Origin of the sequence: Stenotrophomonas sp. (assembly GCF_031995405.1) — a bacterium.
Classification (GTDB): Bacteria; Pseudomonadota; Gammaproteobacteria; order Xanthomonadales; family Xanthomonadaceae; genus Stenotrophomonas.
This window is the reverse complement of the sequence record NZ_DAMAGC010000002.1, coordinates 52,972-79,195: the sequence shown is the minus strand read 5'-3', so window position 1 is coordinate 79,195 and position 26,224 is coordinate 52,972. Positions and strand designations below refer to the sequence as shown.

26 protein-coding genes are annotated in these 26,224 nt (G+C 68.2%); 19 read left to right on the top strand and 7 right to left on the bottom strand.

What is annotated here, in order from left to right; translation table 11 throughout:
- Window positions 1-1,736, top strand: a 1,736-nt coding sequence (locus RTO53_RS00880) for a TonB-dependent receptor (protein WP_312236009.1), incomplete at its 5' end; no start/stop codon positions are given.
- 475 nt (window positions 1,737-2,211) lie between these two features.
- On the opposite strand, the gene RTO53_RS00875 is transcribed toward RTO53_RS00880, so the two are convergent.
- Window positions 2,212-3,330, bottom strand: coding sequence for an HDOD domain-containing protein (locus tag RTO53_RS00875; RefSeq protein WP_312236008.1), 1,119 nt, complete (start codon window positions 3,328-3,330; stop codon window positions 2,212-2,214).
- A 150-nt stretch (window positions 3,331-3,480) separates the two neighbouring features.
- Window positions 3,481-4,017: an inorganic diphosphatase gene (ppa, locus tag RTO53_RS00870; RefSeq protein ID WP_312236007.1), complete on the bottom strand. Its 537-nt coding sequence runs from the start codon at window positions 4,015-4,017 to the stop codon at window positions 3,481-3,483.
- 220 nt (window positions 4,018-4,237) lie between these two features.
- Here ppa and RTO53_RS00865 point away from each other — a divergent pair, with 220 nt between their 5' ends.
- The 5 genes from RTO53_RS00865 to RTO53_RS00845 all read left to right on the top strand — a co-directional run bounded on the left by RTO53_RS00865 (window position 4,238) and on the right by RTO53_RS00845 (window position 10,017).
- Window positions 4,238-4,708 carry a hypothetical protein gene (locus RTO53_RS00865; protein WP_312236006.1) on the top strand — a complete coding sequence of 157 codons (471 nt, stop codon included), beginning with the start codon at window positions 4,238-4,240 and terminating at the stop codon, window positions 4,706-4,708.
- A gap of 46 nt (window positions 4,709-4,754) precedes the next feature.
- Window positions 4,755-5,255: a hypothetical protein gene (locus tag RTO53_RS00860; protein WP_312236005.1), complete on the top strand. Its 501-nt coding sequence runs from the start codon at window positions 4,755-4,757 to the stop codon at window positions 5,253-5,255.
- A 78-nt stretch (window positions 5,256-5,333) separates the two neighbouring features.
- The gene (locus tag RTO53_RS00855) at window positions 5,334-5,831 is read left to right on the top strand and encodes an RNA polymerase sigma factor (RefSeq protein ID WP_312236004.1); all 498 of its coding nucleotides are present in this window, start codon (window positions 5,334-5,336) and stop codon (window positions 5,829-5,831) included.
- A gap of 120 nt (window positions 5,832-5,951) precedes the next feature.
- A complete protein-coding gene (locus RTO53_RS00850; RefSeq protein ID WP_312236003.1) occupies window positions 5,952-6,914 on the top strand; it encodes a FecR domain-containing protein in 963 nt (320 codons plus the stop codon).
- A gap of 178 nt (window positions 6,915-7,092) precedes the next feature.
- A complete protein-coding gene (locus RTO53_RS00845; RefSeq protein WP_312236002.1) occupies window positions 7,093-10,017 on the top strand; it encodes a TonB-dependent receptor in 2,925 nt (974 codons plus the stop codon).
- Window positions 10,018-10,109: 92 nt separating this feature from the next.
- On the opposite strand, the gene RTO53_RS00840 is transcribed toward RTO53_RS00845, so the two are convergent.
- Window positions 10,110-10,367, bottom strand: a complete 258-nt coding sequence (locus RTO53_RS00840) for a DUF2789 domain-containing protein (protein WP_088432639.1) — start codon at window positions 10,365-10,367, stop codon at window positions 10,110-10,112.
- 157 nt (window positions 10,368-10,524) lie between these two features.
- On the opposite strand from RTO53_RS00840, the gene RTO53_RS00835 reads away from it, so the two are divergent.
- From RTO53_RS00835 to RTO53_RS00810, 6 genes are all read left to right on the top strand, one after another.
- Window positions 10,525-11,118, top strand: a complete 594-nt coding sequence (locus RTO53_RS00835) for a biliverdin-producing heme oxygenase (RefSeq protein WP_312236001.1) — start codon at window positions 10,525-10,527, stop codon at window positions 11,116-11,118.
- A complete protein-coding gene (locus RTO53_RS00830) occupies window positions 11,118-11,495 on the top strand; it encodes a YbaN family protein (protein ID WP_312236000.1) in 378 nt (125 codons plus the stop codon). Before RTO53_RS00835 ends, RTO53_RS00830 begins: the two co-directional genes overlap by 1 nt.
- Window positions 11,496-11,562: 67 nt before the next feature.
- Complete coding sequence (gene exbB, locus RTO53_RS00825) at window positions 11,563-12,297, top strand: tonB-system energizer ExbB (protein ID WP_312235999.1); 735 nt, start codon at window positions 11,563-11,565, stop codon at window positions 12,295-12,297.
- A 9-nt stretch (window positions 12,298-12,306) separates the two neighbouring features.
- On the top strand, window positions 12,307-12,732 hold the full coding sequence (gene exbD, locus RTO53_RS00820; protein ID WP_312235998.1) for a TonB system transport protein ExbD: 426 nt from the start codon (window positions 12,307-12,309) through the stop codon (window positions 12,730-12,732).
- Window positions 12,729-13,469, top strand: a complete 741-nt coding sequence (locus tag RTO53_RS00815; protein ID WP_312235997.1) for an energy transducer TonB — start codon at window positions 12,729-12,731, stop codon at window positions 13,467-13,469. Before exbD ends, RTO53_RS00815 begins: the two co-directional genes overlap by 4 nt.
- A gap of 101 nt (window positions 13,470-13,570) precedes the next feature.
- Complete coding sequence (locus RTO53_RS00810) at window positions 13,571-13,885, top strand: hypothetical protein (RefSeq protein ID WP_312235996.1); 315 nt, start codon at window positions 13,571-13,573, stop codon at window positions 13,883-13,885.
- A gap of 65 nt (window positions 13,886-13,950) precedes the next feature.
- Here the strand turns inward: RTO53_RS00810 and RTO53_RS00805 are convergent, their stop codons facing one another.
- Window positions 13,951-15,978 carry a sodium-translocating pyrophosphatase gene (locus tag RTO53_RS00805; RefSeq protein WP_312235995.1) on the bottom strand — a complete coding sequence of 676 codons (2,028 nt, stop codon included), beginning with the start codon at window positions 15,976-15,978 and terminating at the stop codon, window positions 13,951-13,953.
- Between the two features lie 284 nt (window positions 15,979-16,262).
- Between RTO53_RS00805 and RTO53_RS00800 the strand changes: the two genes are divergently transcribed.
- On the top strand, window positions 16,263-16,766 hold the full coding sequence (locus tag RTO53_RS00800; protein WP_312235994.1) for a hypothetical protein: 504 nt from the start codon (window positions 16,263-16,265) through the stop codon (window positions 16,764-16,766).
- A gap of 88 nt (window positions 16,767-16,854) precedes the next feature.
- Here the strand turns inward: RTO53_RS00800 and RTO53_RS00795 are convergent, their stop codons facing one another.
- Window positions 16,855-18,111 (bottom strand): 6-phosphofructokinase, encoded by a 1,257-nt coding sequence (locus RTO53_RS00795; RefSeq protein WP_312235993.1) that lies wholly within the window; start codon window positions 18,109-18,111, stop codon window positions 16,855-16,857.
- A gap of 141 nt (window positions 18,112-18,252) precedes the next feature.
- Here RTO53_RS00795 and RTO53_RS00790 point away from each other — a divergent pair, with 141 nt between their 5' ends.
- The 3 genes from RTO53_RS00790 to RTO53_RS00780 all read left to right on the top strand — a co-directional run bounded on the left by RTO53_RS00790 (window position 18,253) and on the right by RTO53_RS00780 (window position 21,091).
- Window positions 18,253-18,816 (top strand): adenylate kinase, encoded by a 564-nt coding sequence (locus RTO53_RS00790; RefSeq protein WP_312235992.1) that lies wholly within the window; start codon window positions 18,253-18,255, stop codon window positions 18,814-18,816.
- Window positions 18,817-19,134: 318 nt separating this feature from the next.
- Window positions 19,135-20,499, top strand: a complete 1,365-nt coding sequence (gene mpl, locus RTO53_RS00785) for a UDP-N-acetylmuramate:L-alanyl-gamma-D-glutamyl-meso-diaminopimelate ligase (RefSeq protein WP_312235991.1) — start codon at window positions 19,135-19,137, stop codon at window positions 20,497-20,499.
- Window positions 20,500-20,512: 13 nt separating this feature from the next.
- On the top strand, window positions 20,513-21,091 hold the full coding sequence (locus RTO53_RS00780; RefSeq protein WP_312235990.1) for an LON peptidase substrate-binding domain-containing protein: 579 nt from the start codon (window positions 20,513-20,515) through the stop codon (window positions 21,089-21,091).
- A 189-nt stretch (window positions 21,092-21,280) separates the two neighbouring features.
- Here RTO53_RS00780 and RTO53_RS00775 read toward each other — a convergent pair whose 3' ends face one another.
- Entirely contained in the window at window positions 21,281-23,281 is a 2,001-nt protein-coding gene (locus RTO53_RS00775; protein WP_312235989.1) for a bifunctional DedA family/phosphatase PAP2 family protein, read from the bottom strand.
- Between the two features lie 102 nt (window positions 23,282-23,383).
- On the opposite strand from RTO53_RS00775, the gene RTO53_RS00770 reads away from it, so the two are divergent.
- Together RTO53_RS00770 and RTO53_RS00765 are read left to right on the top strand one after the other, a co-directional pair.
- Window positions 23,384-24,046, top strand: a complete 663-nt coding sequence (locus RTO53_RS00770) for a serine/threonine protein kinase (protein ID WP_312235988.1) — start codon at window positions 23,384-23,386, stop codon at window positions 24,044-24,046.
- Window positions 24,043-24,552 carry a DUF2867 domain-containing protein gene (locus RTO53_RS00765; protein WP_312235987.1) on the top strand — a complete coding sequence of 170 codons (510 nt, stop codon included), beginning with the start codon at window positions 24,043-24,045 and terminating at the stop codon, window positions 24,550-24,552. The genes RTO53_RS00770 and RTO53_RS00765 overlap by 4 nt, the downstream gene beginning before the upstream one ends.
- 7 nt (window positions 24,553-24,559) lie before the next feature.
- Here the strand turns inward: RTO53_RS00765 and RTO53_RS00760 are convergent, their stop codons facing one another.
- Complete coding sequence (locus RTO53_RS00760) at window positions 24,560-25,246, bottom strand: hypothetical protein (RefSeq protein ID WP_312235986.1); 687 nt, start codon at window positions 25,244-25,246, stop codon at window positions 24,560-24,562.
- A gap of 107 nt (window positions 25,247-25,353) precedes the next feature.
- Here RTO53_RS00760 and RTO53_RS00755 point away from each other — a divergent pair, with 107 nt between their 5' ends.
- A complete protein-coding gene (locus RTO53_RS00755) occupies window positions 25,354-26,172 on the top strand; it encodes an NAD(P)-dependent oxidoreductase (RefSeq protein ID WP_312235985.1) in 819 nt (272 codons plus the stop codon).
- Window positions 26,173-26,224 lie beyond the last annotated feature (52 nt).

Genomic DNA, 26,224 nt, shown 5'->3' with positions numbered 1-26,224 from the left:
TGTGGGAGGTGCCGCGCACCACCGACAGCCAGCTGAAGACCCTGCGCTTCGCACCGACCATCAGCGGCTTCTTCGAAGTGGCTGACAAGAGCTTCGATTGGGACGTTGGCGCGCTGTGGAACCGCAACGAGTCGATCAAGACCAGCCGCGGTGACATGAGCCTGATCGGCTCGTCGCAGGCGCTTGGCCCGTCGTTCATCGACGCCGGTGGCGTTGCCCGTTGCGGCACCGCCGACAAGCCGATCCTGGGCGATTGCCGTCCGTGGAACCCGCTGCTGCCGTACGGCGTGTCGGGCCAGGGCTCGCTGGCCGATCAGGAACTGCAGGACTTCCTGTTCCCGACCTTCACCACCCGTGGCCTGACCAAGACCACCAGCTTCACCGCCAACCTGTCGGGTTCGATCGTGACCCTGCCGGCCGGTGACCTGGGCTTCGCCATGGGCGTTGAGCACCGCAAGGAAGAAGGCAGCTACACGCCGGACGCCTTCGCACAGTCGGGCCAGTCCACCGGCCTGGGCCAGAAGCCGACCCGCGGTCAGTACGATCTGAACGAGGTCTACCTCGAGCTGAACGTGCCGATCCTGGCGGACATGGCGTTCGCCAAGGAACTGACCCTGAATGTTGCCAGCCGCTATTCGGACTACAGCAACTTCGGTGGCACCACCAACAGCAAGTTCGGCCTGACCTGGCGTCCGATGGACGAGCTGCTGGTTCGCGGCACGTACGCCCAGGGCTTCCGCGCGCCGACCATCGCCGACCTGTACGGCGGTCTGAGCTCGAGCTTCGAGCGCTACATCGACCCGTGCGCCGTTGGTGCACCGGGCAGTGTTGCGGGCAACGCGGCCTGCCTGGCAGGCGGCGTTCCGGCCAACTACGTGCAGCTTGGCCAGGGCAACCTGCCGTGCTCCACCCTGCCGTGCCAGTCCGGTGACCAGTTCGTCTCCGGTGCCAATCCGAACCTGAAGCCGGAAACCTCCACCAGCAAGACCGTTGGTCTGGTGTGGAGCCCGCGTTGGGTGCAGGGTCTGGACGTCTCGCTGGATTGGTACCGTTACGAGATCAACGACATGATCATCGCCGACAGTGTCAATCGCATCCTGCGTGACTGCTACGTGCTCGGCAACAGCGCGCGTTGCGACGGCGTCGTGCGTGCGGCCGATGGCCACGTCAGCGCGATCACCTACGGCACCGCCAACCTCGGCAAGATGGTTACCGAAGGTTACGACCTGGGCATCAAGTACCGCCTGCCAGAGCTGGCCATCGGTCAGTTCAGCATCGACTGGCAGACCAGCTACCTGTCCAAGTACGACGAAGCCAACCAGAACAGCAAGGGCGACAACATCATGGTCGGCATGGTCGGCCAGTCCGGCGACACCACGCTGTTCCGCGTGCGGTCCAACCTGGGTGTCAACTGGGCCATGGGTGACTTCGGTGTCAACTACACCGCGCGTTACTACTCGGGTCTGAGCGAGTCGTGCATCTCGATCGGCTGCACCGATCCGGACCGTTACGCCAATGGCGAATCGGCTCCGCTGCGCAAGACCGGCTCCAACACCTTCCATGACCTGCAGGTCAGCTGGAAGGCACCGTGGGATGCCACCATTGCCGTCGGTGCGAACAACCTGTTCGACCACAAGGGTCCGCTGATGTACTCGGCGCCGAACTCGAGCTTCGCCTATTACGGCGGTTTCGATATCGGTCGCTTCCTGTACATGAAGTACACCCAGCGCTTCTGATCCATCGAAGCGCTGTAGCAGTACAAGGAGGGCGGACCGCAAGGTCCGCCCTTTTTTTTGGTTCTTCGCCCGTATGCGGGGCAGGCACGAAGTGCGCCCTTAATCCTTTGCCGCGCCGCGGTCGATGGGTTGGGCGCTGCGCCCCATGCCCTTGGAGGCGAAATAAAGGAGGAAGGGGCGGCCGCAGGCCGACGCCGGGGCGTCGCCGGAAGGGCATGGGGCCGCAGCGCCTGGCCCGCCGACCAGCACCTGGAAGGGTTCACAGCGCGCGTCATGCGTGCGACGCGGATGGGAGAACCCACTCTGTCGAGTTCATTGCGCAAGGGAGGGCGCTAATCACCGCCCGCCGCCCACGCCAGCGGCGGCGGACACGCGGTGTGTGTCGTTGGATCGAACCCGGGAGCGCCGACCGTTGGTCGGCTACCGGTCACGCCTTCCTGCGCGGCGGCATCGCCACGCCTGAAGACGGCAGGCCTCAGGCCTCGCTGGCCACCAGCCCCATCAATGCATTGGCATGGTCGCGCCACTGCGGCAGCTTCTGCAGCACGCCGGCGCGCTGCAGGTACTCCTCGTCGACCGGATCGCCGTTGATCAGCGCCAGTGCCACGTGCACCGCGCCGGTCACCCAGAAGCTGCGCGTGTTGGACTTCTGCGGCTCCAGGTGGAAGGCGACCGCTTCGATGATCGGCATCGGCAGGCCCCACAGGCCAAGCAGGTAGGCACCGGCTTCGGCATGCCCCGGGCGGTCATCGGCCTCGGTCGGCTCGCCGCGCTCGTTGCGCACGCCCGGCAACAGCAGTCCGATGTCGGCCAGCAAGGCGGCCGTCGCGCCCAGTTCGGCGCTCGAATCCGGCAGCAGCTTGGCCGCCAGCCGCGAGGCCAGCAACGCGCGCTGCTGCAGTGAATTGCGCTCGGCACCGGACAGCGGCGGGGCGGAGAACACCTCGCTGGCCAGCACCAGATCGCGCAGCGTCGACAGCCCCAGGCGGGTCACGGCGGTGCGCAGGTCGGAGATGGTCCGGCCACTGTTGAAGAAGGCCGAGTTGGACAGCTGCAACACCTTGGCCGCGATCGCCGGATCGGCGGCAACCAGCTTGGAGACGTCGGCGGTGTTGGTGTCGTCGTCGTGTTCCAGCGCCTGGGTCAGGCTCAGGTACAGATGCGGCGGAGAGGGCAGCTTCTCGATGCGGCCGATCGCGCTGCGCAGGCGCGCGCTGTCCAGCAGTTCGCGCAGCTCTTCCAGACTGGTCAGCGCTTCCAGCAGCACTTCCGGGGCCAGCGGCATCGGCAGGAAGCGGTGGGCCACCCCGATCAGGCGCGCCGGCGGCGGGCGGTTACCCTGGTCGGCATCCACCAGCGCGATGCGGATCGTCTCCGGACGCAGCGTCCGGATCTGGCCGAGCAGCGTGGTGGCGTTGAGATCGGGCAGGGTAGGGCAGGCGATCACCGCGTCGATCGGACCGGCGGCGACGATGTTCATGGCCGCCTGGCCATCGGATGCGGTCAACGGTTGCCACTCTTCCCCAAGATCGGCAATGAAATCCATCAGCTCAGCCGACAGGCTGGCTTGGTCCCCAACAAGCAGAATACGCACGACACAGTCCCCTGGCTGACCACGGTGAAACGCACCGTGGACGGTGTGAAGACGCAATGTACCCAATCCGGCACAAATAGTGATGTGCCGCATTCAAAAAACGTGATGCTCATCGCTCCGGCACCCGTGCCGGAGCGATGTCGTTCAGTCTCAGGCGATGTTGCCGAGGTAGCGCTGGTGCGCTTCGATCAGGATCTTCTTGGCTTCGGCCGCGCCGCCCCACCCATCGAGCTTGACCCACTTGCCCTTTTCCAGGTCCTTGTAGTGCTCGAAGAAGTGGCCGATGCGCTCCAGCCAGTGGCTGGACACCTGCTCGATGTCCTCGACGTGGGCGTAGCCACTGAACACCTTGGAAATCGGCACGGCCAGGATCTTCTCGTCGCTGCCGGCCTCATCGCTCATCTTGAGCACGCCGACCGGACGGCACCGCACCACCGAGCCCGGGACCAGCGGCAGCGGCAGCACCACCAGCACGTCGGCAGGATCGCCGTCGCCGCACAGGGTGCTCGGCACGTAGCCGTAGTTGCAGGGGTAGCGCATCGGGGTGGACAGGATGCGGTCGACGAAGATCGCGCCGGTTTCCTTGTCCACTTCGTACTTCACCGGCTCCGAGTCCTTCGGGATCTCGATGATGACGTTGATTTCTTCCGGCGGGTTCTTGCCGGGCGAGACGAGTTCCAGACCCATGGGGTTACTCCGAGAGGCGGTAGGGGCGCAAAGTCCGACATTTTAGGCCCTTTGCCCACCCTCGTGCAGGCCCGTCGTCGCGCCGGGTTTCCCGACACCGCCTCCCGGCGAGCCCGGACAGGGCGACACGGCCTGGGCCGACGTCCCGTCGGGCCCTGCGCGGATGGTTCCCGCCCGGCCCGCGACCGAGGATGAATGCCCGAGTCGATGGAGTGTTCCGATGCGCCTGTCCTTCCTCCTGATGCTTCTGCTGACGCTGTCCGGGCCACTGCACACGGCACGTGCCGGCCCCTACGTCGATCTGGTCGACTTCCCCACCCGCGAAGCCAACTGGGACCGTTTCTACGCCCTGGAAGGTCGCCTGATGCACGCCTTCGACGACGTCTGCGGGGACACCTTCTGCGAAGGCGCCTACAGCGACTACCGCGTGCTGCAGTTCCGCTGCTCGGTGCATGCCGGGCGTGGACATCTCCATTCCTGCGTCTGGGTACTGGCCGCAAGCAACCTCGATGTCGACGCCGGCAGTGGACACATCGGCGTGGACAACGGCCGTTGGACCTGTCCGGTACCGCTGGCGCCGGGTACGACGGTGGAGGCCTTCCATGCCGCGCTCGAGGGTGACGGCCTGCTGCACGGCCGTCTGCCAGGCACCGACCGGACCTTGTACGACGGCCTGATGGCCTGCCTGTGAAGCCTCGCCCCCTTTCCCAGCCCGCCATTTCCGAGGAGTACATGCCATGACGCTGTATCGACGAGCTCCCCTGCGGACCCGTGTCACCACGGCCGTAGTAGCGCTGTTGCTCTTGTCCTCGGCGGGCCCGGCCGCCGCCGATGGCTACGTGGATGCGCGCCTGCATCCCAATCAGATCGCCGGGTGGGACCGCTTCCGGCGTGTGGAAGACGCGCTGGTGCGCGGCTTCAACCAGGTGTGCGGCGATACGTTCTGCGAGGGTGAGTACGGCAACCTGCAGCCGCAGCGGTTCCGCTGCTCGGTGCATGCGGCGACCGGGGTAGTCCACGAATGCGTCTGGACCTTCGCTGGCAGTACGGCGCGCGTGGATGCCCGAACCGGCGAAGTAGTGGTGGATGCCCCGTCATGGGCCTGCACTGTCCCGCTGACCTACCGGACACGGCTGTCGGATCTGCTGGCCGCGTTGGAGGCCGGCGATCCGCTGGACGCCGCGCTGCCGGATACGTCCACCAGCCTCTACGACGCGCTGACCGATTGCCTCCAGTGAAACGTGACTGATTCTCATTACGGGCGTACCATGCAGCGCCGCACGCTGCGGCCTTCCGACGCATCCGTGTCCCCTGAAATGTCCAACGCCTCCACCCTGACCGAGCTGTTGATCCGCGAACGCCCCGCGCTGCTGCGGCTGGTGCAGCGCACCCTGGGCAACGACGGCGGTGCGGAAGACGTGATCCAGGCGATCTGGTTCAAGGCGCGCGGGGTCGACAACGGCCAGGCGATCGACAACCCGCGCGCCTATCTGTACCGGCTGGCGACGAATCTGGCCACCGATCACGGCCGCGAGCGCACCCGCCGCGCGCGCCTGCTGGCCGAGCATTACCTGTGGGGCCCGGACGAGGCGCTGTCCACCGAAGAGCAGGTCGTGGCCCAGGAGGAACTGCAGCGCGTGCTGGCCGCCGCCGACCACCTGCCCGAGCCTACCCGCACCATCTTCCGGCTCAATCGCCTGCAGGGACTGACCCAGGCTGAAGTGGCCAGACGCTTGAAGGTCTCTGTCACCACCGTGGAAAACCACGTGCGCAGCGCATTGCAGCGGCTGGCGTGGGCGCGCAACGGACGCTGACGGTGCATGCATTGCACATCGCATTGGGGAACTGCCTCGCCCAGTCGTCTTGAGGATACGGGTGCGGTTTTCGCAGCCGGTCTCCTTCCCTCGCGTTCGATCGCGTCTCCTTCGCCAGCCATGAGCCCGCCCCCCATCGACCCGGCCTTGCCGCCGCCCGCATCGACCGACCCCGTTGCCGTCCAGGCGCAGGCCTGGATCGCGTGGCTGGCCTCCGGTGCGGTCGAAGAGACGCGTATGCAGGCCTTTGAAGCGTGGCTGGCACTGCCCGGGCATCGCCGGGTATTCGAGTACGAGCGCCAGCTGTGGCGCAGCCTCGGTCCGCGCCCGGTGGCTGCGTGCGCCGCCGCACCCCGTCGGCATCGACGTCGCCGCTGGTCGCTGGCTGTCGCCGCGATGCTGGCGCTGGCGTGGGTGGCACCGGAAGCCTGGCTGCGCCTGCAGTCCGACCACCGCACCACCACCGCCATCGCCGAGGTCGCCTTGCCCGATGGCAGCCGCGCGGTGCTGGATGCCGATTCGGCCATTGCCCTGCATTTCGACGGGAAGCAGCGACGGGTCGAGCTGCTGCGCGGCCGCGCCTGGTTCGAGGTCGCACCGGGCCACGCGCTGCGGTTTGACGTGACGGCGCAGGGCGGCGTGGTCGAGGACATTTCCACCGCGTTCGCGGTCGCCAGCGACGCCAGCGGCGTCCAGGCCGAGGTCGAGCAGGGCCGCATCCGCGTCGCGGCGCAGGAAGGCGGCAGCTGGACGGCGCTGCAGCTCGGTCAGCGCGCCGCGTTCACCCGTGGCGGGCAGGTGCAGCGTCTGGATGACGTTGCCCCCGATCGCATCGCGGCATGGCGCCAGGGCGAGCTGCTGCTCGACGCGGTGGATGTTGCCGACGCGGTGCAGCGGATCGGCCGCTACCGGCGCGGGCCCACCTTCGTTCGCGGTGACCTGTCACGGTTGCCGGTGGTGAATGCCGCCTTCCGCACCGATCGGCCCGAACAGGCGCTGGATGCGCTCGCCGGCAGTGCTGGACTGCGCATCACCCGCCTGCCGATGGGCGTGGCGATCGTGCAGGCCGACGCGAAACCCTAGACAGGCGAGCGCGCCGCGCCACGTTGGCGTTATCGCCGCATGAATTGGTCTTGGGGATGTCGCCGCGCCGGTCGTCTCACACCCCGAACGTACCCGCCGCCGCCACGTACTTCGCAGCGCCCGCAGTTTCCTGCGGGGATGCCGCTCCTGCGGCCTCGCCTTTCTGACAGGTTCCCTCATGCGCCTCACCTTCCACGCGCGCCGTACGCCGCGCCCCTCCCGTCTCTGCATGGCCCTGCTGGCCGCCGGCCTGGCCGCCGCGCCGGCGCTGCCGGTGCTGGCCCAGACCGGCGCTGCCAGCGCGGCGGCCACCCATCGCTTCGATATTCCCGCGCAACCGCTTGCCGAGGCGCTGCGCGCCTACATGCGCCAGTCCGGGGTGCAGGTGGTGTGGCCGGCGGCGTTGACAGAGGGCGTGCAGTCCAGCGCGGTCAGCGGCGACATCGATGCACAGCGGGCGCTGCAGCAGCTGCTGCGCGGCAGTGGCCTGGTCATGCGCGCGGTCGGCACCGACGCGGTGACCCTGGAGCGTGCGGCCGCGGCTCCGCGCGAGGACGGGGTCATCGTCACCGACGCACTGCGCGTGGCCGGGGAGCAGGCCGTCGATGGCGGCAGCAACGAGGAACGCGCGCTGGATGTGTACCGCACGTCCGGCTCCAGCGTGTTCGTCCCGCGCGCCACCATCGAACGTTTCCGTGGCACCTCCACCGCCGATATCGTCAAGGGCGTGGTCGGCGTCACCGCCGGCGATCCACGCACCGCCAACGCGCTGGACCTCAACATCCGCGGCATCCAGGGCCAGAGCCGCATTCCGGTGATCATCGATGGCGGCCAGTCCACCATGGATACTTACCGTGGTTATGCCGGCCAGTCGCAGCGCACCTACCTGGACCCGGACCTGATTTCCACGCTGACCGTCACCAAGGGCCCCAGCCTGGGCGCCAACGCGTCCGGCGGCATCGGCGGCGTGGTGGAGATGGAAACGTTGAAGATCGGCGACGTGCTGCGCGACGGCCAGGAGGTCGGCCTGCGTGTGCGCAGCGGCGTCTCCAACGGCAGCGCACGCGACGTGCCGGCCTACGATGCCGTCCCGGGCAACGACCGCAACACGCTGGGCGGGCAGTTCTTCAACGTCGCCGGTGGCAAGCACTGGGACCGCTTCGACCTGGTCGCTGCCTACGCCTGGCGCGACACCGGCAACTACTACTCGGGCAAGCACGGCTACGACGACTTCCCGCAGACCCGGCGCACCCTGGCGCCGCTGAATCCGCCCAACACCGAAGTGTTCAACACCTCGTCCAAGTCCAACTCGGTGCTGTTGAAGGGCACCTGGCGGATCGACGACAGCCAGACCCTGGAAGCCGGCTACCGCCATTACAGCGGTCACCAGGGCGAAATCATGGCCTCGCAGATCATCCGCGTGGACCGCGACCGGGTGCCGCAATGGGCGCCGGGCAGCGTGGACATGGATGCCTACAACCTGCGCTACCGCTTCAATCCGGACAACGACATCGTCGACCTGAAGGCCAACCTCTGGTACACCGACGCCGACAGCCTGATGTACAACGGCCTGACCGGCATCACCCCGTGGTACTTCGACCGACGCACCGAGTGGTATGACGGTCCGAGCTTCAACACCGACCCGGGGTACAAGGACGCCTACCGCAACGACATGACCCAGCAGCGCTTCGGCTTCGATGTGTCCAACACCACCCACCTGGCGACCGAGGCCGCCGGGCTGTTCACCGTCGACTACGGCCTGTCCTTCAGCGACGAGGACGTGGGGCCGGGCAGGAACGCGCCGATCATGCACGATGACCTGATCAACAACCGCTTCCTGCGCAATGCCGAGCGCAAGGAGTACAGCGCGGTGGCGTCGGTGAAGTGGCAGCCTGACGAACACTGGGAAGTGCTGCTCGGCGGTCGCTTCAACCGCGTCAGCATCCACGACCGCAACCGGCTGGCCACCCCGGACGGTTATGAGGTGATCGGCCAGTACCGCTACACCCAGCTGCTCAACGGCGACCCGAAACGGCCGGCATACCTGGCCAAGCGTATCGCCATGCTCAACTGGTACCCCGATGCGAACGGCCAGTTCACCGAAGCTTCGCTGCTGGCGTCGCCGTACAAGAAGGGCACCGTGGCCGACATCACCGGCTGGAACTTCCATGACCTCACCAAGGCGCAGGACCTGAGCGTGCCGAACAGCTGGACCTGGTCCCAGCCGATCCGTCGCACCGACGATGCGTTCATGCCCACCGCCAGCGTCACCTACCGCTTCGATGACGACACGATGGTGTACGTGAAGTACGCCGAAGGCGTGAAGCTGCCGAGCCTGTTCGAGAGCACCCTGGGCCTGTTCACCGCGGCCAAGCCGGTCGGCGGCGAACTCAAGCCCGAGCGCGCGGGAACGTGGGAAGTCGGTGCGAGCACGGTCAGGCAGGGGCTGTTCACCGACGGTGATACGGCGGCGTTCAAGCTGGCCTACTTCAACACCCGCATCGATGACCTGATCACCCGCGATTACCGCACGCTGTCGGCCGGCTACATCCGCAACATCGACCGCTTCAAGGTGTCCGGCATGGAGTTCCAGTCCAGCTATGACGCCGGCAAGGTGTTCACCGACCTGTCGGCGCATTATTACTTCGAAGCCAAGACCTGCGCCCCGGACATCGCCGCCGAGCGCCGCGCCTATGGGGTGCAGCGCAGGATCGAGGAACTGAAGAACACCCCGGACTGCGTCGATGGCGGCTTTGAAGGTTCCTACAGCAATACGCAGAACCCGCCGCGCTACACGGTCAACCTGACCGTCGGCTCGCGTCTGTTCGATGAGCGGCTGAGCTTCGGCACCCGCGTCACCCACAACGGCGGGCCGATCAGCAAGCTGGACAAGGAATGGAACGTCGGCCTGTCGGCGATCCAGCAGCTGTACCGCCCGGCCACGGTGGTGGATCTGTTTGCCAGCTGGCAGGCCAGCGCGCAGTTCGCGGTCGACTTCAACGTGGACAACCTGACCGACCGCTACTATCTGGATCCGCTGGCGTTGGGCGTGATGCCGGCGCCGGGCCGGATCATGCGGCTGGCGCTGACCTACCGCTACTGATGCCCGGACACGACAGGGGCCGGTATTGCCGGCCCCTGCGTGCATCCGGCCGGCACCTACGGCGTCGGCCGGCATCAGATGCCCGTGATGGCTCAGCCGGCGTTGGCCTGCGCGGTTGCATCCGCGTGCAGGGCTTCGCTGAGCTCATCGACCACGATCGCCCACTCGGCATCCGAGCGCAGCTGCTCGGTCAGGAACTGGCGCTGCCCGTCATTCCAGTACGGCGCTTCGATCAGGCGGATCTCGTTGGATAGCTGGTGGTCGCGGATGAAGGCGGCGATCGCCTCCTCGCTGGCGTCCAGCCCGAGCTGCAGGAACAGATTGGTCATGCGGGGTTCGGTGGTGATCATCGTGGCGGTCGTCCTCGGAATGGATGCGGCCATTATCGCGGTTGTCGCGTGATGCCGGCATCGCCGGATCGGGTAGGGCATGGCGCTGCCGAACGTAGTCTTGGGGTTGTCGGCGCGACAGACGTCTCAGCCAGGTAACCCCTGCAGCCAGACCGTCATGACCGTCATCGACATCCTTGAAGCCACCCGCAGCCAGCGCCTGAAGGCCGCCACCCGCGACAGCCACGGCGCGCTGGACAAGCGCATCATGGCCGGCGACATCTTCGCCAGCCGCGCACAGTTCGCCCGCTTCCTGCGCGTGCAGTACCGCTTCCACCGCGACATCGACGCCCTCTACGCCAACGCCGCGCTGGACGCGCTGCTGCCCGATCTGGAAGGCCGTCGTCGGCTGGCCCTGATCGCCCGAGACCTGGCCGACCTGGAGCAGATCCTGCCGGCGCCGGGGCCGATGCGCCTGGATCCGGACCTGGCCCTGCCCACCGCGCTGGGCTGGCTGTATGTCGCCGAAGGCTCCAACCTGGGGGGCACCATCCTGTACAAGATGGCTGCCAGGCTCGGGCTGGACGCCGACTTCGGCGCCCGCCACCTGGCCGCGCATCCCGACGGTGCGGCGCGCCACTGGCGCGCGTTCACCACTGCCCTGGACAGCGTGGTCCTGGACGAGGCGCAGGAACAGCAGGTCATCGACGCCGCCGACAGCGCCTTCCGCAGCGTGCACGGCCACGTCGAACTTGAATTCGACCACCGCTGATGCGCTGGCTGTGGTTCTGCCTGGGTTGGGTGATGGTCGCGCTGGGCGTCATCGGCGCGCTGCTGCCGGTGATGCCCACCACCATCTTCCTGATCCTGGCCGTGGGCTGCTTCGCGCGCAGTTCGCCGCGTTTCGAACGCAAGCTACTGGCGCACCCGCGCTACGGACCGGCACTGCGCCTGTGGCGCGAGCAGGGGGCGGTGAGCCGCAAGGGCAAGGCCTTCGCGGCGGGCGGAATGGCCTTCGGCTTCGTGATGTTCTGCTGGGGCGCGCATCCGTCGTGGACGCTGCTGCTGGGCGTGGGGCTGTTCTTCGCGGCCAGCGCGGCCTACGTGCTGTCGCGCCCGGCGCCCCGCCTGCAACGCCACCTCGAATGAGCCTGCGCAGCGCCGCGTGTTACTCCGGCGACGCCCGCGTCGCCGCTTCCTCCTGATGAGACTGACGATGACTGTGTTGTTCGCTTTCGCTGCCGCCCCTCCCACGCACTCGCTGACGCCGTGGGGCATGTACCTGGCCGCCGACGTGGTGGTGAAGTCGGTGATGATCGGCCTGGCGATCGCCTCGGTGGCCACCTGGACCGTGCTGCTGGCCAAGGGTCGGGAACTGTCGCGCGAACGCCGCCGGCTGCTGCAGGCACGCGCGCTGCTGCTGGACAGCGTGCAGCTGCCCGATCCGCAGTTCGACCTGCGCCTGCAGCTTGAGCCGGTGCGTACGCTGCTGGATGCGGCGCGCAGCGAGCTGCGGCTGTCGCCGCATGGCGGTGATCCTGCTGGCATCAAGGAACGGGTCGGCTCGCGCCTGGAGCGGATCGAACTGGCCTGTGCACGCAACGCCCGCCGCGGTATCGGCGTGCTCGCCAGCATCGGGGCCATCGCGCCCTTCGTGGGCCTGTTCGGCACCGTGTGGGGCATCATGAACAGCTTCGTCGGCATCGCCCAGTCCAACACGACCAACCTGGCGGTGGTCGCGCCGGGCATCGCCGAAGCCCTGCTGGCCACCGCGCTCGGCCTGGTCGCGGCGATTCCGGCGGTGGTCATCTACAACCACTTCACCCGCGTGCTGGCCGGTCTGCGCGCGCTGCTCGGCGATCTGTCGGCGGCGGTGCAGCAGCTGGTCTCGCGTGACCTTGACCGTGCCGCCGTGCATGCCGGCCCGGCGCTGGCGCGCACGGCGCACTGAGCCGCCGCCATGCCGATCCGGACCGCTCGCCACGACGATGATGCGCTGGAAGAATCCCACGCGATCAACGTCACCCCTTTCATCGACGTGATGCTGGTCCTGCTGATCATCTTCATGGTCGCCGCGCCGCTGGCCACGGTGGACACCGACGTGGACCTGCCGGCCAGCAGCGCACGCCCGCAACCGCGCGAGACCGAGCCGGTGTTCCTGACCGTGCAGGCGGATCTGTCGCTGCGCGTCAACGCGAGCGCCACCACCGCCGATGGCCTGCCGGCCGCGTTGCAACGCCTGACCCACGGCAACCTGGAACACCGCATCTACCTGCGTGCCGACCGCCAGGTCGCCTATGGCGATCTGATGCAGACCATGAACGCGCTGCGCGCCGCCGGCTACCTCAAGGTCGCGCTGGTCGGACTGGAACAGCCGGCGCCATGAGTTCGGCCCGTGCCGAGGGCGTACGCTGGGCCGGCAGCCTGGGCATCGTGCTGGCGGCCTATGCACTCGGCATCGGCGCCACGCTGTGGTGGGTCGCGCGGGCGCCCGCGCCGCCGCCCAGCGCCCCCCCGGCATCGTTGCTGGTTGAACTGGCACCGGTCGCCGAGGCACCGCCGGTGCCCCACACCGACATCGCCCAAGGCCCACCGCAGCAGGAACAACACCGCCCCGAGCCGGCGCCGCGTCCGTTGCCCGCACTCGATCTGCCGCCGCAGCCGCATCCGGACGGCGAAGACGCTGCCCGGCGCAGCCCACCGCCGCCCGAACTGGAAACCCCCTCCGACCTGCACAACATCGCGCAGACCCTCGCGCCACCGGACGTGCAGGCCAAGGACAGCCAGCGCTACGCCGCACAGCAGACCCTGGCCGGCCAGCGCAGCGTCGAGCAGGCGACCTGGCAGGGTCTGCTGCTCGGTCACCTGGAGCAGCACCGACGCTATCCGCGCGCAGCCGAGCGGTTGCGCCAGCAGGGCGTGGCGTATGTGCGCTTCGCGGTGGACCGCAACGGCAACACCAGCCACCTGCGCATCGGTCACAGCAGTGGGCATCCGTTGCTGGATGCCGAAACGCTGGAGACCGTCAGCCGCAGCAGCCCGGTGCCGGCGCCACCGGCCGAGATCAGCGGCGATCCGGTGGAAGTCATGGTGCCGGTGGCATTCTTCATCCGTCGCCGCTGACCCCGTGCGTGGCCCTGCGTTGCCTGCGCGGTGAGGTGGCACTGGCATCGTCGGCACCACGGCACCACGGCACCGATGGCCGCATCCAAGGAGGGAGATAGATGCATCGCAGACGTGCCACCGTGGTTGCATGGGCTGCCGCGGTCATCGCATTGCTCGTTGCGCTGCTTTCGCTGGCCCCGTTCGTGGCGGCGATCACGCTCAGCGGCGCGCTGGTTCCGCTGTTCGCGTATACGGCGTGGCACGGTGCCCGTCTGCCCAGCGGCATCGGGTTGGCCCTCTGTGCGGCGGCGTTCCTCGGCAGTCCCCTGCGGTTCGAAGACCTGCCGGACCTGTTGCTGGCCATGGCAGCACTGTGGGCTTCGGGCGGCGTCATGGCCATGGTCTGGTGGGCCGTGAAGCCGCGCCGCGCGTAGTGTGTGTGCGACTGCAAAAGGTGCATGCCCCGGCAGGGTGCCGGGACATGCGCTCCTGCCGCGCTCTACAGCAACGGCACCAGCAGCAACGCCACGATGTTGATGATCTTGATCAACGGGTTGATTGCCGGGCCTGCGGTGTCCTTGTAAGGATCGCCGACCGTATCGCCGGTGATCGCCGCCTTGTGCGCCTCGCTGCCCTTGCCGCCGAAGTGGCCATCCTCGATGTACTTCTTGGCGTTGTCCCAGGCACCGCCACCGGTGGTCATCGAGATCGCCACGAACAGGCCGGTGACGATGGTGCCGATCAGCAGGCCGCCCAGCGCACGCGGCCCGAGCAGCAGGCCGACCACCACCGGTACCGCCACCGGCAGCAGCGAGGGCACGATCATTTCGCGGATCGCCGAGCGGGTCAGCATGTCCACGGCGCGGTCGTACTGTGGTTTGCCGGTGCCCTCCATGATCCCGGGGATCTCGCGGAACTGGCGGCGCACTTCCTCCACCACCGCACCGGCCGCCCGGCCCACCGCTTCCATCGCCATCGCACCGAACAGGTAGGGGATCAGGCCGCCGATCAGCAGGCCGATGATCACCGTGTGGTCGGACAGGTCGAAGGCGAACACTTCGCCGGGGTTCGCGGCCTGCAGGTTGTGGGTGTAATCGGCGAACAGCACCAGCGCGGCCAGTGCCGCCGAACCGATCGCATAGCCCTTGGTCACCGCCTTGGTGGTGTTGCCGACGGCATCCAGCGGATCGGTGATGTCGCGGATGGCGGAGGGCAGCTCGGCCATCTCGGCGATGCCGCCGGCGTTGTCGGTGATCGGGCCGTAGGCATCCAGCGCGACGATCATGCCGGCCATCGACAGCATCGCGGTGGCCGCGATGGCGATGCCGTACAGGCCGCCGAAGGAGTGCGCCAGCCAGATCGCCACGCAGACCGCGATCACCGGCAGGGCCGTGGACTTCATCGAGACCCCGAGCCCGGCGATGATGTTGGTGCCGTGCCCGGTGGTGGACGCCTGCGCCACGTGCTGCACCGGCTTGTACTGGGTGCCGGTGTAGTACTCGGTGATCCACACGATCAGGCCGGTGAGCACCAGGCCGACCAGGGCGCAGAAGTACAGGTTCAGCGCACCGTGCGCGTTGTCCGGCATCAACTGGGTGGTGATCGGATAGAACGCGATCGCGGCCAGCACGCCGGACACGATCACGCCCTTGTACAGCGCGCCCATGATCGAGCCGCCGGGCTTCACCTTGACGAACAAGGCGCCGATGATCGAGGCGATGATCGACACACCGCCGAGCACCAGCGGATACAGGATCGCGTTGCGCCCGGCTTCGGCCAGCATCAGGCTGCCCAGCAGCATGGTGGCGATCACCGTCACCGCGTAGGTCTCGAACAGGTCGGCCGCCATGCCGGCGCAGTCGCCGACGTTGTCACCGACGTTGTCGGCGATCACGGCCGGGTTGCGCGGATCATCCTCGGGAATGCCGGCTTCGACCTTGCCCACCAGGTCCGCGCCGACGTCGGCCCCCTTGGTGAAGATACCGCCGCCCAGCCGCGCGAAGATCGAGATCAACGACGAGCCGAACGCCAGCCCGACCAGCGCGTGCAGCGCCTGCGCGGTGTCCAGCCCGAGCCGCAGCAGCAGCGCGTAGTAGCCGGCCACGCCCAGCAGGCCGAGCCCGACCACCAGCATGCCGGTGATCGCGCCGCCCCGGAAGGCCACGTCCATGGCCGCACCGAGGCCGTTGCGCGCCGCTTCGGCGGTACGCACGTTGGCGCGCACCGACACGTTCATGCCGATGTAACCGGCCGCGCCGGACAGCAGCGCGCCGATCGCAAAGCCGATCGCGGTGTACCAGCTGAGGAAGACGCCGACCAGCACGAACAGCACGGCGCCGGCGATGCCGATGGTGAGGTATTGACGGTTGAGATAGGCGCGCGCGCCTTCCTGGATGGCGGCGGCGATTTCCTGCATGCGGGCATTGCCGGCCGGTTGCCGGAGAATCCAGCGTGCCGACACGATGCCGTAGAGAATCGCGAGAATGGCGCAGAACAGCGCCAGAGAAAGCCCATAACGTTCCAGCATGTCCCCTCCCGGGTGATGGATGGCATCCAGTGAACGGACGAACCTCTCCACGCGGGGGCACAACGGGCTGCAACCTTGGACCAACCCGTTCAGACCGTACCCGGTCCTCAAGCGTGTGGCGGTGTTCAGCAATCCCTGGTGGCCCGAGTATGCGGGCATTCCCCCGCACACGGGTAGTGCCGAGCCATGCCCGGCAGCGCGCCATCAATGCCGCTCGGTCTTTGCCACGCCGTTCAGCCAGCCACTGGCAGCCTCGCTCCATCCCCAGCTCCCGGAGTCCTGCCATGTCCACCCGTCACCTGCTCTGGCTGGCGCTGCTGCCCGCCATCGCGGCCAGCGCCGCCGAAACCCCCGAGCTGCAACGCGCCACCGGTGCGCCGCAGGCGGTGGGCGCGGCGCACACGCTGCGCCAGATTCCCGAGGCCTGTGCGCGGCTGGAGGGCATGTTCACTGCCGATGCCGCGCAGCCCTACACATTCGCCGTGGTGCGCACCAGCGAGCAGTGCCAGCCGCGCGCGCGCTTCGTCGATTTCGACAAGGCCCAGCCCAGCGAGGCCAAGGGCTGGAAGCTCAATGATGTGATCCGCGTGCCCAGCGCCGCGTGCCCCGCGCAGCAGGCGGTGGTGCGGGTGTGGCGTCTGCCGGTCGCGCAGAAGCCCGAACTGGATGGCCAGGGCCAGTCGCGGATCTACCTGGAAGAGGCCAAAAAACAGGCGGCGGCCGGCAAGATCGCGCAGGTGCCGATGTTCGCCGCGCAGATGAAGGTAGAGGGCAAGGCCTGCAACTGAGCGGCCCGCGTGAGGTCGTGCCGGCCGCTGGCCGGCTCCCCGGGATCGCCCGCTGGAGCCAACCGGCCGCCGTCAGTGCTGCAGCGGTTTACGCCTCGAACGCAGGCAGTTTCTTCTTCACCGCCACGTTCTTCAGGGTGACGTATTTGGGCAGGCCGTCGGCGCCGTAGGGCAGCGGCGCCTCGCCCTTGATCAGCGGCGACAGGTAAGCGCGCGCCTTGGCGGTGATGCCGAAGCCGTCCTTGCGGATGAAGCCGGCCGGCATCTTCTTCTCGTGGTTGGCCACCTTGTGCAGGGGCGCGGCCTCGATCTTCCAGCGGTACGGCTTGTCGCTGCCGCGCACGATCACCGGCATCACCGCGTTCTGGCCCTTCAGCGCGAACTGCACTGCGGCCTTGCCCACGGCCTGCGCCTGCTCCCAATCGGTCTTCGAGGCGATATGCCGGGCCGAGCGCTGCAGATAGTCGGGCAGGGTCCAATGCACCTTGTAGCCCAACGCATCCTTGACCCGCGCGGCCAGCTGCGAGGCGACGCCGCCGAGCTGGGTATGCCCGAAGGAATCCTTGCCGCCGCCGGCATCGGCGACGAAGCGGCCGTCGGCGGTCTGGATGCCTTCGGAGGCCACCACCACGCAATGCCCCACGCGTTCGACCACCTGCTTGACCTTGGCCAGGAACGCAGCCTCGTCGTAGGCACGCTCGGGCAGCAGGATGATATGCGGAGCGTCATCGGGTCCCTCGCCAGCCAGCCCGGCCGCGGCGGCCAGCCAACCGGCATGGCGGCCCATCGCCTCGTAGACGAACACCTTGGTCGAGGTCTCGGCCATCGCCGCCACGTCCAGCGCCGCTTCGCGTACCGATACGGCCGTGTATTTGGCCGCCGAACCGAAGCCGGGGCAGGTATCGGTCACGGCCAGGTCGTTGTCGATGGTCTTGGGCACGCCGATGCAGGTCAGGTCGTAATCGAAGGCTTTGGCCAGCTGGGACACCTTCCACGCGGTGTCGGCCGAATCGTTGCCGCCGTTATAGAGGAACCAGCGCACGTCATGGGCGCGCAGCACCTCCAGCAGGCGCTCATACCGGGCCCGGTCGGCTTCGATCGACTTGAGCTTGTAGCGGCACGAGCCGAACGCCCCGCCGGGGGTATGGGCCAGCGCGGCGATCGCCGCCGCCGACTCCCTGGTGGTATCGATCAGCTCCTCGCGGAGCGCGCCGAGGATGCCGTTGCGCGCGGCCAAGACCTTGATTCCCTTGGCCCGTGCGGTGCTGATGACCGCAGAGGCAGTGGCGTTGATGACGGCGGTGACGCCGCCTGACTGGGCGTAGAGCAGGGTACCTTTGGACATGGGTCGACCTTGGTCTGGGGGAAGGACATTGCAGAGACATTACCGGTATGGGGTAAAGTGCGCGTATTGCGGTGCAGCGTGATTGTGGACAATCCCGGGGCGCGCGCCCTTCCATTTTCTTACCAAGTTGGAGTCAGGTTGATGCGATTGGTTCTGTTGGGACCGCCCGGTTCGGGCAAGGGGACACAGGCGACGCGCCTGAAGGAACACCTGTCGATTGCGCACATTTCCACCGGCGACCTGCTGCGTGCCGAAGTGGCCGCAGGCACCGAGCTGGGCAAGCAGGCCAAGGCGGTGATGGACGCCGGCAACCTGGTGTCCGACGACATCCTGCTGGGCATGCTCGAATCGCGCTTGGGCCAGGCCGACGTAGCCAACGGCTTCATCCTCGATGGTTACCCGCGCAACGTGGCCCAGGCCAACGCGCTGGACACCCTGCTGGCCAAGATCGGCCAGCCGCTGGATGCGGTGGTGCAGCTGGACGTGCCGACCGAACTGCTGGTCGAGCGCATCGCCGGCCGTGCCGCCGAGCAGGGCCGCGCCGACGACAATCCCGAATCGGTGCGTCAGCGCCTGCAGGTCTACAACGACCAGACCGCCCCGGTGGTCGACTTCTACGCCGGCCGCGGCACGTTGGCCCGCGTCGATGGCGTCGGCGAGCTGGATGCGGTGGAAGCGCGCATCCGCGCGGCGATCCACGGCTGAGTCACCCGGCGCCGCACGCGCGGCGCCTGCCTGGCCCACGAACGCACACGCCCGGCCCCCGAAGGGGCCAGGCGTGCGGTGTGGAGGTGCCAGCGAACGGGCTTGCTCAGAGCCCCGCAGCATGAGCTCCCCTGGGGATGGCCTCTTGGGGAGTAGGACCAATGGGGTGCTGAGGCTGGCCGATTCAATTGTGTCCGTCTTCACAGTACATCGCTATCGGGGATTCCCCGACACCCGGCGACTGTTTTCTGGCGCACGCACGCGCAATTGTCTGCCGCCCATGGCTTACGACACAGGGGATCGGCGACAATCCAACGCATGAGCAAGATTCATATCCTTGGTATTGCCGGCACCTTCATGGGCGGCGTGGCCGCGCTGGCGCGGGAACTGGGCCATACGGTCCGTGGCAGCGATCAGGCGATCTATCCGCCGATGTCCACCCAGCTGGAGCAGCTGGGCATCGCCCTGGACCCGGGCTACCGGGCCGACAGCGTTGCTGGCGACTGCGATGCGGTGATCGTCGGCAATGCGCTGTCGCGCGGCAACCCGGCGGTGGAAGCGGTGCTGGACGCCGGCCAGCACTATGTTTCCGGCGCGCAGTGGCTGTCCGAACAGGTGCTGCCGGGCCGCGACACGCTGGCGGTTGCCGGTACCCACGGCAAGACCACCACCACCACCATCCTGACCTGGCTGCTGCAGGCCGCCGGGCGCGAGCCGGGCTTCCTGATCGGCGGGGTGGCCGAAGACTTCGGCGTGTCGGCGCGGGTGGGGCGGGGCCGCGAGTTCGTGGTCGAAGCCGACGAGTACGACACCGCCTTCTTCGACAAGCGCAGCAAGTTCGTGCACTACCGGCCGCTGGTGGCGATCCTCAACAACCTCGAATACGACCACGCCGATATCTTCCCGGACGTGGCCGCGATCCAGCGCCAGTTCCATCATCTGATCCGCACCGTGCCCGCGCGTGGGCGCCTGATCGTCAACGGCGAAGACGCTTACCTGGCGGAGGTGCTGGCGATGGGCTGCTGGACCCCGGTGGAGCGCTTCGGTTTCGATGCGTCGCTGGAATGGCATGCCGAGCTGATCAACGCCGATGGCAGTGCCTTCGTGGTGCACCATCGCGGACGACGCGTGGGGCAGGTGCAGTGGCCGTTGCTGGGCCGGCACAACGTACTCAACGGCCTGGCCGCGCTGGCGGCCGCGCATGCGGTCGGTGTGGAGCTGGCCACGGTGATCCCCGCGCTGGCGCGCTTCCGCAGCGTCAAGCGCCGTCTGGAAGTGATCGGGCAGGCGCGCGACATCACCGTCTACGACGATTTCGCCCATCACCCCACCGCCATCCACACCACGCTGGAAGGCCTTCGCGCGAAGGTCGGCGATGCGCGGATCGTGGTGGCGATGGAGCCGCGCAGCAACTCGATGCGGCTCGGCGCCCACGCGCAGGCGCTGGCGCCGTCGCTGGCATTGGCCGATGCGGTGGTGTTCCTGCACCGCCCGGAGCTGGCCTGGGATGCGGCCGGGGTGATCGCCGCCGTACGTGGCCAGGCCCATGCGGTGCCCGATACCGATGCGCTGCTGGCGCAACTGGGCGACATCGCCCAGCCCGGCGACCACGTGGTGTTCATGTCCAACGGCGGTTTCGACGGTGCGCCGCGCCGCTTCCTGGCGCAGCTGCAGCAGGGATGAGCCGGGGCACGCCATGACCGAAACCGTTTCGCTGCCCCTATTTCCCCTGCACGCGGTGCTGCTGCCAGGCGCACGGCTGGGCCTGCGCGTGTTCGAGCGGCGTTACCTGGACATGCTGCGCGAATGCAGCCGGCAGGAGTCCACGTTCGGCATCTGCCTGATCCTGGACGGTGAGGAGGTAGGGCGACCGGCGTCGCCGGCGGCTTACGGCGTGGAGGCGCGGATCGAGGACTTCGATGTCGGCCCCGATGGCGTGCTGGTGCTGCGCCTGCGGGGCCAGCGCCGCTTCCATGTGCTGCGCACGCGGGTGCGCGACAACGGCCTGATCCTGGCCGACGTGGCATGGAGTACGCCCGACCACGACGACGAACTGCGGCCCGAGCACGCGCTGCTGGCCACGGTGCTGGGCCACATCATCGAGCAGGCCGGCACCGCCTTCGCACCCACCCATCCGGCGCAGCTGGAACAGGCCGCCTGGGTGGGCTGGCGGCTGGCCGAACTGCAGCCGCTGGATGAACCGCAGCGGCTGCAGTTGCTGCAGCACGATGACCCGCACCAGCGCCTGGAAGATCTGCTGGGCTGGATGCCGTAAGCGCCGAGCAACGTTCTCCATGCAGGCCTGGCGCCAGGGGCGCATCCCGATCGGCCGTCGAGACCTGCGCAACGTTCATGGATGGCCTGACCGGCGAACGAAGGCGCCGCCGGCTGCGCGCCTGCGTTCGCCGTGCCTATCGGCGCGAAAGCCTGCAGCCGGCGCGAAGGCCCGCCGCCGGCGCTTGGATCACTCCGCCGCCGGCGTGCGCACCCGCAACACCGGCATCTGTGTTTCCGGATGCGTGTCCACCTGCTGGGGCAGGCCATCGAGCGCCTCGCGCACCGCGTTCAACGATGGGTCGATGCCGCGCAGCGGGCGCCACATCCCGATCAGATGGAAATGCTGCTGGTAGTGCAGCGTCTGCGCGCTGCCCAGCCACAACGGCGCATCGCCCGGCTGCAGGCGCGCCGGCGCCGGCCACAGCCGCAACGCGAAGATCTCGTTGGGCGCATTGCCCGCGCGCAGCATCAGCAGCGATTCGACCTGGGTATCCAGCGTCGCCGGCAGCACCGGCACTTCTTCCGGCCTGGCCGATTTGTCCAGCATCAGCAGGGCCTGTTGCCAGCCGGCCTGCGGCTGCACGCGCCAGCCCTGGCGCTCCAGGCGCTGCTGCAGCGGCGCCAGCGGCCCGGCCACCTGCACGTCCAGCGGCCAGCGCTGGTCATCGTCGAACTCGTTGCGGCGCGACGGCAGCTGCGTCCAGTCGTCCTGCCACCAGGCCGTGGAGGCCAGGTCCACCGGCGCCGGCTGCGCCGGTTCGAAGCGGGCGAGCTTGAGCGGGATGTTGCGCGGCGCATACCACAGCGCGCTGATCGCGAAGACGCCGTAGAACAGCCACGCCACCGGCTTGACCCAGAAGGACCGGTTGAAGCGGCGGCGATATGCGATGCCCAGCACCAGCAGCCAGAAGATGCCGAACAGCATGCCGCCGATCACATCGCTCAGCCAATGCGCGCCCAGATAGATACGCGCGAAGCCGATCAGGCTGACGATGATGCCCGACAGCAGGTACGGCCACACGCGCGTGCGCCCGGGCAGCTCGCGCGCGATCAGCACCGCGAAGAAACCGAAGGTGATGGTGGCCATGGTCACCGACACCGACGGGAAGCCGAAGCCGCTGCTTGCGTCGGGCGGGCGCACCACGTGCACGGTGGCGCCGAGCAGTTTGCACAGCGCCAGGCCGAAGGCGAGTGCGGCCAGCCAATGCGCGGCGGCCATCCAGCGTCGGCGCCAGACCAGATACCCCATGCCGGCGACGGTGGCCGGCAGCAGTACCTGCCACGCACCGAGCGAGGCCAGTGCGGCCATCGGGTAGTCGGCCAACGGGTTGCGCAGCGCCAGCATGGCGTCGTGCACGGCCAGGTCCAGGCGGAGCGGTTCGCCGTGGGCGACCACCGCCATCAACAGCGCGAACCAGCACCAGCCGAGCAACAGCAGCATCAAGGCCAGCATCGCCAGCGGCACCGATTCACGCCGCTGCGGATCGAACACCGACACCGAGTAGCGGCCCAGGGTGGGATGGCGCTGCGACCAGCGCAGCAGCGTGGCCAGCCAGCTGTCCATGCGCGAGGCCGACCAGCGATAGCTGTACAGCACGATCGCCCAGACCGCGCCCATCACCACCGCCACCAGGCCGAGCACCATCACCAGACGACCGGCGACCGCCGCGACCGCGTCGTAGGCCTCGCCCAGCACCCAGCCCGGGGCCAGGAACAACACCGCCCACGACAGACTGGCGATGCCACTGGCCTGGATGTAGCGCGACATCGGCATGTTCATCATGCCGGCGATGGCCGGTACGAACGGACGGATCGCGCCGACATAGCGTGCCACCAGGATGCTCTTGAAGGCGTTGCGGCGGAACATCGTTTCACCACGGTCGAGCAGCTGCGGGTACTTGCTGAACGGCCAGAAACCCCGCAGGCGGTCGCCCCAGCGTCGTCCCACCCAGTAACTCAGGCCATCGCCCGCGAAGGCGCCCAGCGCCGCGCACGCCACCGCATACGGACCGGAAATCTGGCCGAGGCCGATGAACACGCCCACCGCGAACAGCAGCGGCAACGCCGGCACGATCGCGCCCAGCACGATGACCGCATCGCAGAAGGCAATGAGGAAGATGACCGCACCGGCAAGCACGGGGTGAGCTGAGATCCACGCAAGCGTGGCATCGATCCATGACGAGTCCATCGCCCGATTATAGGGGTGTGAAGGTGACTGACTGCCGGCCAAGGCCGGTCAATGTCGGACATCTGCAGTGATCGCAGGCGATCACGCGCCTAGAATGGCGCGATGAACCGCGCCCCCGATCCCGCCCCGCACGCCCTCAAGGCCGACAGCTTCGGCCGCATCCTGCTGATCGAGCAGGACGGCCATCGCTTCGTCCGCCGCGACCTGGACGCCACCCCATGGTGGCTGCGGCTGCCGGCGTGGTGGCTGGCCCGGCGCGAAGCGCGCGCGCTGGCGCACCTGGACGGCATGGCCGACACCCCGGCGCTGCTGGCCTGGAACGGACGCTGGCTGGACCGCAGTTTCATGGCCGGCGACGCGATGTACCAGCGCCCACCGCGCGGCGACCTGGCCTACTTCCGTGCCGCGCGCCGGCTGCTGCAGCGCGTGCACCGTCACGGCATCGCGCACAACGACCTGGCCAAGGAAGCCAACTGGCTGGTGCGCGAGGACGGCTCGCCGGCCCTGATCGATTTCCAGCTGGCGGTGATCGGCAATCCCCGCTCGCGCTGGATGCGCCTGCTGGCGCGGGAAGACCTGCGGCACCTGCTCAAGCACAAGCGCATGTACTGTCGCGAACAGCTCACTCCGGTCGAGAAGCGCCTGCTCAAGCGCACCTCGTGGGTGCGCGATCTGTGGTTCCGCACCGGCAAGCCGGTGTACCGCTTCGTGACGCGCAAGATCCTGCACTGGGAAGACAACGAGGGGCAGGGCCCCAAGCCGTGAGGGTGCCGGTGGTCAACGTGGTGGCGGTGGACGCCGGCAACGTGTTGCATGCGCAGCTGCCCGGCGCCGACTTCGTACACGCCTGCCAGGCGGTGGCGCCGCGCGCGGGACGTTCGGCGCTGCAGGCCTACCGGGACATGGCCGCGACGGTGCCGGGCTGGTTCGATGGGCTGATGGCCCTGCGCAACGGCGGCATGCGCCTGCTCGGCATGAAGGACCTGGGCCCGCTGCGCGCGGTGCAGGACAGCGTTGATCCACGGCCGGGTGAGCGCCTGGGCATCTTCACCGTGCAGCAATGCACGCCCGATGCGATCGTGCTGGAAGATGACGACCGTCATCTGCGCGTGCAGCTGGCGCTGCAGTGGCGTGGCGATCTGCTGGAGATCGCCACGGTGGTGCACACGCACAATGCGTTCGGCCGGCTGTACATGCTGCCGGTCGCGCCGGTGCACCGGTGGATCGCGCCGCATCTGCTGCGGCGGCAGGTAGGCGCCTACATGGGGTGACGCCAGCTCACGGCGTCACCGGCACCACCTGTTGACCGACGAAATTCCGCTTGGCATCGAAGTCATAGCCGATCTGCAATTGCCCTGCGTTGGCGCAGGCGTGGCAGTCACGCAGCGGCGTGCGATACAGCAGACGGACGCCGCCGCCGTCCAGCGGCATGCTGCCAGCGGCCTGCGCCGGTGCGAACGGCGTCGCCTGCGGATGCGCCTGCAACAGCGCCTGCACGCCGGCATCGGCACGCAAGGCATCGTCCCATTGCACGGTGTCCACATCGATGCGCCTGCCGCCCGCGTCGATCAGACGCGTGCCTTCATTGGTGTTGGCGCGGAACGGATAGGCCACCGTGGCCACGCCGATGCCGTCGTGTTCATGCCAGGCGGTGACGAAGGCCAGTTCGCCGCCGCTGGACAGCTGCTCGGCAGCACGCACTGCGTCGGCACTGGCGCCACCGGCCTGCATTGCCTTGATCAGGCAGTCGCGGGTCGCGGCAGCCTCGCCCTGGCGGCAGCTGTTCAGATCGCCGCTCCACACCACCGCGTGGCTCCAGCGCCACGTGCCGTCGGCGGGGGGCTTCGAGGTGGCGGCGGTCGCGCCGTCGGGCGTGCTCGGGGCAGGAGCGGAAGGATCGCCCTGGCACGCAGTGGTGATCAGGAGCAGGCCAAGGGCAGGCAGCAGGCAACGGGAACGGCGCATGGCAAGTACCTCGCAGCGGTAACCGGAGGCCACTATCGTCAAGGGGCGGTGAATTCTGCGTAGGCGCGGCATACTGCCCAATCAACGATCGCGCAGGAGCAACGGACGTGGCCAGTCTGCAAGGCAAGACCCTCTTCATCACCGGCGCCTCGCGCGGCATCGGCCTGGCCATCGCGCTGCGTGCGGCGCGCGACGGCGCCAACGTCGCCATCGCGGCCAAGTCGGCGGTGCCCAATCCGAAGTTGCCCGGCACCATCCACAGCGCCGTCGAGGCGGTCACCGCTGCCGGTGGTCAGGGCCTGGCGCTCAAGTGCGACATCCGCGAGGAGGACCAGGTGCGCGCGGCGGTGGCCGCGACCGTGGACACGTTCGGCGGCATCGACATCCTGGTCAACAACGCCAGCGCGATCTGGCTGCGCGGCACGCTGGACACGCCGATGAAACGCTTCGACCTGATGCAGCAGGTCAACTCGCGCGGCAGCTTCCTGTGCGCGCAGGCCTGCCTGCCGTACCTGCTGCAGGCACCCAACCCGCACATCCTCACCCTGGCGCCGCCGCCAAGCCTGGACCCGAAATGGTGGGGCCCGCATACCGGCTATACGCTGGCCAAGATGGGCATGAGCTTTGTCACCCTGGGCCTGGCCGCCGAGTTCGGGCCGCAGGGCGTAGCGGTCAACGCGTTGTGGCCACGCACGATCATCGCCACCGATGCGGTCAACATGATTCCCGGCGTGGACATCAACGGCTGCCGCACGCCGCAGATTCTGGCCGATGCCGCGCATGCGGTGCTGACCCGTGAGGCGGCCGGTTTCAGCGGGCAGTTCCTGCTCGATGACGAGGTGCTGGCGCAGGCGGGCATCACCGATCTGAGCGGCTACGCGGTGGATCCGTCGCGCCCGCTGCTGCCGGATCTGTTCCTGGATTGATCGGACAATAGCGTCAGCACCCGCCGGGATCGGCAGCCATCGCACGCACAGT